This is a genomic window from Phocaeicola coprophilus DSM 18228 = JCM 13818 (assembly GCF_000157915.1).
Taxonomy (GTDB): Bacteria; Bacteroidota; Bacteroidia; order Bacteroidales; family Bacteroidaceae; genus Phocaeicola; species Phocaeicola coprophilus.
In genome coordinates, this window is record NZ_EQ973643.1 from 427,065 (window position 1) to 439,759 (window position 12,695).

The window sequence follows — 12,695 nt, forward strand, 5'->3', positions numbered from 1 at the left end:
ATTTGCTATCTGCATTAATTGCTGAATTTTTCAGAAAATATGGAATAGCAGATGATATCATTTCATTTTACCAGGGATTCATGAGCCAACAATTTGTTTCTTTAAGTTGGGGACTTACCGTTGTATTGCTGTGCTTGCTAGCAGGTTATCCCCTTTATGTAAAAAAGATTTATATAAAATTATAATATGCTATAGGATCTATTATTATACAGTAAATTAAATGATGGCACCATTACTTAATAATCGTTCCTAAAAAATAACCAAAAGCATTTCTGACATAACGTCTATATCTTCTCCAAAAATCGCTATGGCTCTCAAAACCATAGCGATTTTTTTATAACATTCTAGAAAAAGCGACGGACGCAGGGCCTAATACATTTTATTACCATTTACCGTTTTCTACTTTCATTCTGAACAATATTTTCCCGATACCATAACAGGCATTCTGTTTATATCTGCCAGTCTGGAAGAAAACATACAGCTTTCGTGTATACATATACACAATATCTGTACTTTTATTCCGGTAATATGCACTTCTGAGACGAATAAAAACAAAAAATGCGGAAAGAAAAAATCTTTTCACCGAATCAAAATGGTAAAAACGCCGAAACAGATAAGTACAAATGACTATTCGTTTTCTGAAAATGGCTTTCCAATGCATTTCAAGGAACTGGAAGAAATAGTAACAGAGACTTTTCCAAGAAGTCAGAAGGATAACAAATACGGCCTATAACCAACAGCAGAAAAGCAAAAGAAGGAAAACATGAACTGTAATAAAGCATAATGAGCCTCTATATATCTTTCCGTTCTCCTGAATCCTTCTGAGAATCGCATTTTTACAATCAGCATGTACAAGAGTACAAAACATGAGACTCTCATTTACTCAAAATATCAAAAAGACAAAATCTGAATAGTATTAACAAAATGTCAGAATAAAAACATCATAACAATTCACAAGAAGATCCAGGATACAAGATTAATCACAAGATTTATATTGAAAAGAAACTGCTTCTAAAAAAAACATTAACTTTGCCACGTCAAAACAGTAACAACATAACAATTTATATTGTTAGTTTATGCTGTATTCACACCTTTTACAACAATAAACTATGAATATGAAAACAAAGACACCGGCCATCTTCATCGGCATTCTATTTTTAACCGGATGCCAGAACCTTAAAGAAGTAGACACAACCGTATATATGGATCCCAGCCGTCCCGTGGAAGAACGCGTGGAAGCATTGCTGGAACAAATGACACTGGAAGAAAAAATCGGCCAGATGGATATGGTTTCCGAATGGGATCAGGACAGCATCATGAAAGCCGGATATTACGATTTCGGCGCATGGATTGCGGGGCAGGAGCCCGAAGCAGCCAATCTCCTTCAGTCGTTCTCGGAGAAAACCCGCCTGAAGATCCCCTATCTGATCGGCATGGACGCCGCACACGGATACGCTACCCTGCAGGGAAGAACCATTTATCCCACATCGGTCAGCATGGCAGCCACTTTCAACCGCAGCCTTACGGAACAGGCTGCCCGGAAGGCTGCCGCCGAAATACGGTCGGCCGGAACCCACTGGACCTTCGCCCCCTGTGTGGACATTGTCTGCGATGCACGCTGGGGACGCACCGGAGAGACCTACGGCGAAGATCCTTTCCTGGCCTCCGAAATGGTGCGCACAGCTGTGAAAGGCCTGCAGGACAACCCCGATCCCGCGAAAAGAGTGGCGGCATCGGTGAAGCATCTGGCAGCAGGAGGAGTATCTGCCGGAGGGGTGAACCACGCTTCTGCAGAGATTTCCGAACGCTTTCTGCGCTCATACATCCTTCCTCCCTTCAAGGCTGCCGTCGAAGCGGGCTGCATGACCATCATGCCCAGACACAATGACATCGGGGGTATCCCCTGCCATGCCTCGCGCTGGCTGCTCACCGACGTGGTGAAGGGGGAATTCGGCTTCGGGGGATTCTTCATCAGCGACATGATGGACATGGACAACCTCACAAGTCTGCACTTCACCGCCGAGAACCAGTCGCAGGCGCTGGAGAAAAGCATCAATGCCGGAATGGACATGCACATGTATTCGCCCGACAGCCTTCAGTTTGCCGTTCCCGTAAGGCAGCTGGTCAGGGAGGGAAAGATCCCTGTGAGCCGCATAGACGATGCCGTGAGGCGCATCCTGAAAGTGAAGTTCAGCCTGGGGCTGTTTGAAAACCGCTATACGGATCCGGCAGCAGACAGGTATGCCACGCCCGATAGCCGCAGGACGGCGCTCGAGGCGGCCCGCGAATGTGTGGTCCTGCTCAAGAACGAGGGGAATCTCCTGCCGCTGGACACCACGAAATACCAGCGGATCCTCGTGACCGGCCCCAATGCGGACAACCAGGCCATCCTGGGCGACTGGTCGTTCACCCAGCCGGACAGCTGTGTGGTGACCGTGCTCGAGGGAATGCGCAGGACGGCGGGAGGCACGGAGATCGCGTTCTGCAACAGCGGAAAGATCAAGCCGGAACCGGTACTGGAACGGACCAATACCACCGATCCGGCCTTGCAGCGGAAAATCCTGGAAAAAGGCGGGGGAATCTCCGACTTCAGCATACGCGAGGCCGTACGCATGGCAGCGACGTGTGACCTGACGGTCGTCGTGATCGGCGGCTACGGCATCCGCTCCGACTGGGGACTGAGAACGTACGGGGAATCGGCGGACCGTCCTTCGGTGGACTTCTACGGACGGCAGACGGAACTGGTGCGGGCGCTCGTGGAAGCGGGCAGACCGGTAGTGGCTGTCATCGTCAACGGGAAACCGCTCAACAACGAATGGATCACCGCCCACGTGCCAGCCATCGTCGACGCGTGGGAACCGGGTATGTACGGCGGACAGGCTGTGGCGGAGATCCTCTTCGGCAAGGTGAATCCCTCGGGAAAGATGCCGGTCACCGTGCCCAGACATGCAGGACAAATCCCGATGTATTATTATCAGGCGGCGTCCAGATACTGGACAGGCTACGGGCTGGGAAGCTCGCGCGAGGACGACAGGCCCGCTTTCTGCTTCGGACACGGACTGAGCTACACCTCGTTTGAATACAGCGACCTGAAGGCGGACTCGGTGTGTCCGGCCACGGGAAGCATCCGGCTTTCCTTCCGGTTGAAGAACACGGGCCGCATGACGGGCAAGGAGGTGCCGATGGTCTTCGTACGCGACTGTGTGTCGAGTGTCGTCACACCGGTGAATCTGCTGAAGGAGTTTACCAAGGTGGAGCTCAGACCGGGCGAAGAGCGCGTCATCGAGTTCCGGATTCCGGCTGAAAGACTGGGGCTGTGGAACGAGGACATGAAGTATGTGACGGAGCCGGGCGAGTTCGTCCTCTCGGTGGGACGCTCGGTGGAGGATATCCGGCTGAAAACAACCGTACGCGTCCTGCAGACTGAATGATCGCATTTTTTTATCTTTAAACTGAATATCACATGAGGCAGATTCTGATTTTTTGTTTCCTGCTGGTCTTTCCGGCCGTAATCCGGGCGGAGAAGACCCTGAAAGTGGCCTGCGTGGGCAACAGCATCACTTATGGTGCGGGCATTGCAGGCAGAGAGAACAATTCGTATCCGGCGCAGCTGCAGCAGCTGCTGGGCGAGGGATACCGGGTGGAGAACTTCGGACATAACGGGGCCACGGCGGCCTCGTGGGGGGATTATCCTTACACGGACATGCCCGAATTTGAACGGTCGAAGGAGTTTGCACCCGACATCGTACTCCTGAAACTGGGCACCAACGACACCAAGCCGCAGAACTGGCGCGGGGCAGAGCCGTTTGCCGCCGAACTGGGACGGCTGGCGGACACTTACCGCAACCTGCCTTCGCATCCGCAGGTGATCGTGCTCACGCCCGTGCGCTGCTTCCTGACCGAGGAGGGAACCATCAGCCCGCAGAAGATCGCCGACGAAGTGAGACCGGCCGTGGAAAAGCTGGCCTGCGAGCGCGGACTGGGCATCATCAACCTGTTCAACCTGTTCGGCGACCGATGGGACGCTACGCTCATGCCCGACCGCCTGCATCCTTCGGCCATCGGTGCGGGGATGATCGCACGCAAGGTGGGCGATTACCTGCTCGCCGGGAAAAAGGGACGGAAGCCTTCGTTCGTGCCGGAAGGGGCTACGGCTTTCTGTTTCCACGGATTCCGGGGATATGACTTCCGCTCGGAAGGGACGGACTGCAAGGTGGTCTGCCCGGCACGGGAAGCGGAAGGAAGGCCCTGGGTGTGGCGCGCACGTTTCTGGGGGCATGAGCCGCAGACGGACATCGACCTGCTGGAAAAGGGATTCCACATCGTCTACTGCGACGTGGCCGACCTCTACGGATCGGACAAGGCGACGGAGCGCTGGGACAGGTTCTACCGTTATCTGAGGAAACACGGATTCCATCGCAAGGCGGTGCTCGAGGGCATGAGCCGCGGGGGACTGATCGTCTACAACTGGGCGGCGAAGAACCCGGACAAGGTGGCGTGCATCTATGCGGATGCACCGGTGATGGACATCACCAGCTGGCCGATGGGAAAGGGCAGTTCCGAAGGCTCGGCAGAAGATACGCGCCGGATGATGGAGGTGTACGGCTTCGGCAGCGAACAGGAAGCGGCGGAATGGAAGGGTAATCCGCTGGATCATGCCGGACGGATAGCACGCGCGGGCATCCCGGTCCTGCACGTGGTAGGCGATGCGGACACCGTGGTACCCGTGGCCGAGAATACGGCTGTCTTCGAAGCGGAAATGAAACGGCTGGGAGCGCCCGTCAAAGTGATCCACAAGCCGGGAATCGGCCATCATCCGCACTCGCTCAACAATCCGGAACCGATCGTGAAGTTTATTCTTCAGGCTACGGGACGCTACGGGAATCCGTGTACGCAGGCAGTACCGGGCAACGAGTTCCGCTCGGCGGCCGGATGGAAAGAGGGCAGCGAATGGCATACCGTGGAACGCGACATCGAGGAATCGCTGCAGGGACGGCAGCTGAAACTGCTCCTGCTGGGAAATTCCATCACACAGGGATGGGGCGGACAGCGCAAACTGGTCACCTGGAAACCGGGAAAGGCGGCGATGGACCGGGTGCTGGGCGAAGGTTGCTGGGAATCGGCCGGTATTTCGGGCGACCGCACGCAGAATCTGCTGTGGCGCATCCGGAACGGGAACTACAACTGCTGCCGGCCGGAATATGTAGTGGTGGCCATCGGCATCAACAACCTCGTTGTGGGAGGTGACTCGGCGGATGAAACGGCTGAGGGAATCGTAGCGGTCACCGAAGAGGCGTGCCGGCAGTTTCCCGACTCAAAGATCATTCTGCTGGGACTGTTCCCTTCCGGAAAGGAGAAGGACAGCGGGGTACGCCGGCAGTGTGACCGGATTCACGAGGTGCTTGCCGCCCGGAAGTTCGGCAAGAAGGTGACGTACGTGAATCCTTCGCAGTGGTTCCTCGATGACCGGGGAACAATCCGCGAGGGACTGTATATCGGCGACTATATCCATCTCACGGAAAAAGGATATGAATGTGTGGCTGAACATCTGAAGGAACTGATCCGGTAACGTCTGCAGGAATATGAAGAAGATCGTAAAAGTATGGATGCTGGCTGTTCTGCTGGGCGGAACAGCCGCAGACCTGTGCGCACAGACGGTATGGCATGATCCGGAAGCAGAAAGGCCGCAGTCTGCCCAAAGAATGCAGCCGGCAACGGACGGATCACAGACGGTAACGGAAAGATACATCCGTTTCATTACAAACGCGCCTTCGGTAGAGATCCGGTATCAGATGGCAGGCACAGGAGGGGTCCGTCCCTGCAGGGCAGCTGCCGGAGCCGGTGGAATGGATCTGTATACGACCGACTGCAACGGACAGCAGCAACGGTGCGAAGGGGTCTGCCAGTCCGGCGACACACTGCGCTGGATTTCCCGGGAGCTGACGTATCACAATACGCATCAGGAGGGGAATGAGTTCACGCTGTTTCTTCCACCCGGCAACAATGTCCGGTGGATGCAGATCGGCGTACCCGAAGGAAGCCGCTTCAGTTTTCTGCGCCCCTCTGCCGAAAGGCCGGTTGTCATCTGCAGTCCGTCCGCAACGCTGGGCGCCTGTGCTTCGCGGCCGGGAATGGCATGGACAAATATCCTGCAGCGCCGGCTTGACATGCCGGTGATTTGCATGGATGACTCCGGAAACGGAGAGGCCGGTGAGAATTGCTTCGCACAGATGACGGAGACGGATGCGGCTGTGTTTGTCATCGACTGCAAACCGGGAAGGAACGGAAAGGAAACAGAAGAGTTCCGTAAATGGCTGGAGAAGGGGATCCGGACGATCCGCACCCGAAGCAAGGCTCCGATTCTGCTGGTAACGCACGACTGCATGGGGTGCCGGAATTCCCGGACCGGAGCAAAGGATCTCCGGCAGGCCGGCCGGGAAGTGCAGGCGGTCTGCGAAGCAATGAGGAAGGAAACGGAAAACCTCTTCTGCCTGACAGTCCGGAAACCGGAAGCATCAACAAACAGAATCTCTGCAACAGACCGAAGCATGGAGCAGTGTGCCGATATCTGTTATCAGAAGATTGCAGAACTTCTGTTTCCGGAACTCGGATCGCTGTCGTTCACTCCCTGCCGCCAGCACCGCGATTCATACACGTACCGGTGGACGGACCGGCACGAGGAGATCCTGGAATATAATGCGAAGGTGAAACCAGAGATCGTCATGCTCGGCAATTCCATCACGCACTTCTGGGGCGGACTGCCTTTCGAGAAGCGGAGAGTGGCCGATGACATCTGGCAGGAACTCTTCAAAGGCAGGAGAACTGTCAATCTGGGCTACGGATGGGATCGCATCGAAAACATCCAGTGGCGCATCCTGCATGGCGAACTGGACGGCTACCACGCACAGAAAATCTTCATGATGCTGGGAACGAACAACCTGGACATCAATACGGACGAGGAAATCGTCAGGGGTATCCGGGAAACAGTCAGTCTGATTACCGGAAAGCAGCCTCAGGTGCAGCTTTATGTCGTCAGGATTCTGCCGCGCCGGGACCGGGAAGACAGACTCCGTTCGCTGAACGACCGGCTGGAACGGGCACTCGCGGATCTTCCCCGGGTACAGGTGATCGATCTGTCGGAAGCACTTACCGGAAAGGACGGAAAGATCAGAGAGGAACTGTTCTCCGACGGCCTTCACCCCAACCACGAGGGATACAGAATCATCGCCGGACATCTGAAACCGTTTCTTGAATAAAAAAGATACAGGCCGACAGCCGGAAAAACAACAAACATAAACAGATATTTTGTTTGTCTGTTCCCTGCTGCCAGCCTGTATCTATTATAACTCACTCAAGCACTAACAAGGCCTGTTACTCTTCCGGATGGCGCGAGAAGGAATAAGGCAGATCATTCTCCAGAATGCCGCGAGACAGATTGGGCGTCGCACTCATCTCACATTCAATACGGCCTCCCTGCTGCAGGACAGCATGTTCCAGATAGTTTGCGGTATACTCTTTCCCATTGACAAGCATCCTGTTGAGGTAATAATTTGCGGGACTATTGCCGGGAGCGGCAATTTCCATCACATTCCCGTTTTCAAAATGAAGGAGAGCCTTCCTGAACAGCGGTGCCCCCAGAACATACTGATCTGTTCCCGGACATACCGGATAGAAGCCCAGCGCCGAGAATACATACCAGGCAGAAGTCTGTCCGTTGTCTTCATCCCCGCAATAGCCGTCGGGAGCAGGTGTGTAAAGACGATCCATCACCTGACGCAGCCAATATTGCGCCTTCCAGGGCTGGCCGGCATAATCATACAGGTAGATCATGTGCTGGATGGGCTGGTTGCCATGAGCATAATTCCCCATGTTCATCACGGTCATCTCCCGGATTTCATGGATCACCTGCCCATAGTAACTGTCATCAAACAGGGGCGGAACATGAAACACCGAGTCAAGCATCTGCACGAAACTGTCTTTTCCACCCATCAGACTGATCAGTCCCTGCGGATCATGGAACACAGACCAGGTGTAATGCCAGCTGTTGCCCTCGGTAAAGGCATCTCCCCACTTCAGCGGAGAAAAGGGCTTCATGAACGTACCGTTCTGATTCCTGCCGCGCATCAGCCGGGTTTCGGGATCAAAGAGATTCCTGTAGTTCATCGCACGGCGTGCAAAGACCTCCAGTTCTTTCTCCGGACGGCCCAGCTTCCTGCCCAGCCGGTAAATGCACCAGTCATCGTAGGCATACTCCAGCGTACGGGCCGCATTCTCATTGATCTTCACATCATACGGGATATACCCCAGCCGGTTGTAGTATTCATAGCCCAGCCGTCCGGACGAGCTGACCGTGGGATGCGTCCCGCCGGCACCCGCCATCAGTCCGTTCCACAGTGTTTCCGTATCGTCCACGCAAATCCCTTTCAGGTATGCATCGGCCAGGACGGAAGCACTGTTGTTGCCCACCATGCAGTCACGATGGCCGGGACTGGACCACTCCGGGAAGAAGCCGCTCTCGCGGTAAGCATTCAGAAATCCCTCCTGCATCTCCCGGCTGACGGAAGGATACATCAGGTTCAGCAGCGGAAAGAGACAGCGGAAGGTATCCCACAGCCCGGTTCCGGTGTAATAATATCCCGGCAGCACCTGCCCTGTCGTGGGACTGTAATGCACGGTCTTTCCGCGGGCATCCACTTCATGGAACTTGTGAGGGAAAAGCAGCGAACGATACAGACAGGTGTAGAACGTGCGGTACTGATCCAGCGTTCCCCCTTCCACTTCCACACGTCCCAGCACCTCGTTCCAGCGTTCCCGGCCCTGCTGCGCCAGCTCCTCCAGCCCGACATCGCCCAGCTCCTTCAGATTCAGTTCCGCCTGTTCCGAACTGATGAAGGACGATGCCACCCGCACATGCACCTGCTCCCCCTTTGCCGTACGGAAGCCCACCACGGCCCCCGCATGTCCGGCCGTCTGCTCCAGCACATTTTCCGTCAGCACGGAATCAGCAAAAGTCGCCCGGTACTCAAAAGGCCTGTCAAAGACCATGACAAAATAATTGCGGAAGCCGGCTGGCACTCCCCCGCTGTTACGGGTGGAATACCCCACCACCTTGTTCTCTCCGGGAATGATCCGGACCGACGATCCCCTGTCGAAAGCATCCACCACGACATACGCCTGCTCCGTCTCCGGGAAGGTGAAGCGGAACAAGGCCGCCCGCTCCGTGGGAGCCATTTCCGCCACGACATCATGTTCGGCCAGGTATACCTTATAATAGTAAGGACGCAACGTCTCGCCCTTGTGCGAGAACCAGCTGGCCCGCCTGTCCTCATCGAACTCCGGACTGCCCGTCACCGGCATCAGCGAGAACTGGCCGAAGTCATTGATCCAGGGACTGGGCTGGTGCGTCTGCTTGAATCCCCGGATCCGGTTCGCCGTATACGTGTACTGCCATCCGTCTCCCATCTTCCCCGTCTGGGGAGTCCAGAAATTCATCCCCCAGGGCATGGCGGTCACCGGATAAGTGTTTCCGGCCGACAGTTCAAAGGACGACTGCGTCCCCATCAGCGGATTCACGTACTGTGTGAAATCCCTTTCCGCCGCCCGGAGCCCCAGCAGCCCAAGCAGCGCCGCGAAAGTCATGACCAGCCTGTTCATACCCCCTCCGTCTCCTTTCCGTTCCACTTCTCCGGACGGTCGGACATCACGAACTCCAGCACCCCGCCGGCCATCAGTTCCTCATGCGTGAAGAACGGCCCTTCCAGCGGCCTGCCGTTCAGCGTCGCCGAGCGGATATACTTGTTTTTCTCCGAATTGTTCTTCGCACGGATGACGAAAGTCTTTCCCCCTTCCAGGCGGAGAGTCACCTCATCGAAGAGCGGACGCCCGATGGAATACACCGGCCAGCCGGGACACACCTGATAGAAGCCCATGGCATTCATCACATACCAGGCCGACATCTGTCCGCAGTCCTCATTGCCCGACAGCCCGTCGGGAGCGTCCGAATAGAGCGTGCGGAGCACCTGGTCCACCAGCTCCTGCGTACGCCAGGGCACCCCGGCATAGTTATACAGATGCGTGATGTGGTGGCTCGGCTCGTTGCCGTGGGCATACTGCCCGATCAGCCCCGAGATATCGGCCGACACCTGATCCCCCTCCAGCCGCGGATCGGCCGTGAAGAGCGAATCCAGCCTCCGGGCAAAGCGTTCGCGCCCGCCCATCAGCTCCATCAGCCCCTCCGGATCGTGGGGAACAAACCAGCTCCACTGCCAGGCATTCCCCTCGCAATAGTCATCGTTCCGGTGATCCGACGCATACGGATTGAAAGGCTCACGCCACTTGCCGCCGGAGTCCAGCCCCCGCATGAAGCCCGTGGACGGATCGTAATAAGTGCGGTAGCCCTGCGCAAAGGCCTCATACCTGCGGGCATTGGCCGTGTCGCCCAGTTCGCGGGCCAGCAGGGCGATGCACCAGTCATCGTAGGCATACTCCAGCGCCTTGGCCACGGCCTCCTTGTCCCGGTCGCAGGGCACATAGCCCACGGCATTCTTCCAGTAGCGTGCCCGCGGCATGACGTAAGGAATCATCCAGTCCGGACAGCGGATGCCCGTCGTGTCATACTCGGCAGCGCGGAGAGCCGCCCGGTAAGCCTTCCGCACGTCGAAGCTGCGGCAGCCCTTCGCCCAGGCATCGGCCACGAGCGAAACGGCATGATAGCCGATCATCGTCCCCGTATAGTTTGACGCCATGTCCCACTTGGGATAGATGCCCCCTTCCTCACTCTTGGCGATGAGCGAGCGGATCATCTCCGCGTTGAGCTCCGGCCGGAGGATGGTCAGCAGGGGATGCAGGGCGCGGAAGGTATCCCACAGGGAGAAGATGGTGTAGTACGTCTCTCCCTCCTTCGTCCGGCGGATGTTGTGATCCATCCCCAGATAGCGGCCGTCCACGTCCGAAAAGACAGTGGGAGCAATCAGGGCATGATACAGTCCCGTGTAGAACACCCTGCGCCGGACGGGATCGGCCGTGCGGACCTCAATGCGCGAAAGCTCGCGGTTCCACGCTGCGGCAGCCGCCCTGCGCACCCCGTCGAAGTCCCATCCGGGAATCTCCTGCTCCACGTTGGCACGGGCTCCCTCCATGTCCACGGCCGACAGGCCCGTCTTCACCATCACCTGTTCGCCCTCGGCCAGCGGGGCAAAGCGCAGCAGGGCTTTCATGCGGGGCCGGGGGGAGGCTCCGCATGAAGGGGGCAGGGTGTCGTTCACCAGCCGGAAGGTGAAGGGACGCGAAAAGACCATATAGAAGCACACAGGCTGGTCGGGCGCCCAGTAGGCCGTGCGCTTGCGTCCGCGCAGGGTGGAGTCGTTCACCTGCTCGATCAGCATGTCGCGGTTGGTCTGCCGCTGCAGGCTGTAGTCCAGATCGAGGATCATCCCTGCACCGGATGTGGCGGGATAGGTGTAGCGGTGGATAGCTGCACGGCAAGTAGCCGTCAGCTCCGCACGGACACCATAACGGGAGAGGTAAACGGAATAATATCCCGGCACAGCCACTTCATCATCATGTGAAAACGACGAACAATAAGGCATCTGCTGCCCAGTCGGTTCCTCTGTTCCGATACACTGTTCTCCCACTGTGGGCATCAGCAGCACATCACCATAGTCACAGCATCCGGTTCCGCTCAGACGATTATGCGAAAAACCATTGATTGTAGAATCGTTGTAATAGTACCCCGAACAGGAATCCCATCCGTCCAGACGAGTATCCGGTCCGGGCTGGACCATACCGTGAGGCACAACAGGCCCCGGAAAGGTATGCCCGTGTCCTCCTGTCCCGATCAGCGGATTAACAAATTGCGTATAGTCCGTGCCGGCTGTTTCTCTTTCCGAACACGATGTGGCCGAGATGAGCAGAACGGCCATCGTTAGCCGGCTTCCCAACCTGAAAATCTTTCTCCATGGGTGTGATTTCATTGTCTTGTTGATTGGTGGATTAAAAAACTCTTTAATTTCTTTCTCAAGACACTAATCTCCCGAAATTCGAATGCCACAAAACAGATCTTCAAAGAAGCAGTCTCTGAGCAACCGGTCTTCAAGAAACGACCTCCGTATCATCATTTCCGTGGAAGGATTTCCTGTCCCAGACTCCGGGTAACCTCATTCATGATCTGTTCATTTCCCCTGATGAAAGAGAGAATAGTGTCATATGCGCAAAATTACAAAAATCTGTTGCCCAGCCAAGAAGAATCATATCAAAAAACACTCCTTTCCCAACGAGTTTAAAAGACAATTTCCTTCCATTTTCACCTTTTTCGTGCACAGAAAGAGATAAAATGTGCAAAGAACATGCATTTATTTGCCCGAATATTTGTTTAGAAGAAGAAATATTTATTCCTTTGCAGCGGAATATAAACATTTTTACTCTATTTATAAACTTTAAAATTTAGAATTATGTCTGAAATCGCATCAAAAGTACAGAAAATTATTGTTGATAAGTTGGGCGTAGAAGAATCAGAAGTAACTCCGGCAGCTAGCTTCACTAACGACCTGGGTGCTGACTCTTTGGATACAGTTGAACTGATTATGGAATTCGAAAAAGAATTCGGTATCTCTATTCCTGATGATCAGGCAGAAAAGATCCAGACTGTAGGCGACGCCATCTCTTACATCGAGGCTAACGCAAAATAATTAATTCTA

7 protein-coding genes are annotated in these 12,695 nt (G+C 55.1%); 5 read left to right on the forward strand and 2 right to left on the reverse strand.

Annotated features, from left to right (window positions below):
• From BACCOPRO_RS18330 to BACCOPRO_RS09870, 4 genes are all read left to right on the forward strand, one after another.
• Positions 1 to 185: hypothetical protein (locus BACCOPRO_RS18330; RefSeq protein WP_218958671.1), on the forward strand; the 185-nt coding region annotated here is incomplete at its 5' end.
• Between the two features lie 930 nt (positions 186 to 1,115).
• Positions 1,116 to 3,431: a glycoside hydrolase family 3 N-terminal domain-containing protein gene (locus tag BACCOPRO_RS09860; protein ID WP_155819152.1), complete on the forward strand. Its 2,316-nt coding sequence runs from the start codon at positions 1,116 to 1,118 to the stop codon at positions 3,429 to 3,431.
• Between the two features lie 32 nt (positions 3,432 to 3,463).
• The gene (locus BACCOPRO_RS09865) at positions 3,464 to 5,569 is read left to right on the forward strand and encodes a GDSL-type esterase/lipase family protein (RefSeq protein ID WP_008143218.1); all 2,106 of its coding nucleotides are present in this window, start codon (positions 3,464 to 3,466) and stop codon (positions 5,567 to 5,569) included.
• Between the two features lie 13 nt (positions 5,570 to 5,582).
• Entirely contained in the window at positions 5,583 to 7,256 is a 1,674-nt protein-coding gene (locus tag BACCOPRO_RS09870; protein WP_008143219.1) for an SGNH/GDSL hydrolase family protein, read from the forward strand.
• Positions 7,257 to 7,371: 115 nt separating this feature from the next.
• Here the strand turns inward: BACCOPRO_RS09870 and BACCOPRO_RS09875 are convergent, their stop codons facing one another.
• Positions 7,372 to 9,639, reverse strand: a complete 2,268-nt coding sequence (locus BACCOPRO_RS09875) for a GH92 family glycosyl hydrolase (RefSeq protein ID WP_373920404.1) — start codon at positions 9,637 to 9,639, stop codon at positions 7,372 to 7,374.
• Positions 9,640 to 9,650: 11 nt separating this feature from the next.
• Complete coding sequence (locus BACCOPRO_RS09880; RefSeq protein WP_008143221.1) at positions 9,651 to 11,921, reverse strand: GH92 family glycosyl hydrolase; 2,271 nt, start codon at positions 11,919 to 11,921, stop codon at positions 9,651 to 9,653.
• Between the two features lie 528 nt (positions 11,922 to 12,449).
• Between BACCOPRO_RS09880 and BACCOPRO_RS09885 the strand changes: the two genes are divergently transcribed.
• Positions 12,450 to 12,686 carry an acyl carrier protein gene (locus BACCOPRO_RS09885; protein ID WP_007567505.1) on the forward strand — a complete coding sequence of 79 codons (237 nt, stop codon included), beginning with the start codon at positions 12,450 to 12,452 and terminating at the stop codon, positions 12,684 to 12,686.
• Positions 12,687 to 12,695: the final 9 nt, after the last annotated feature.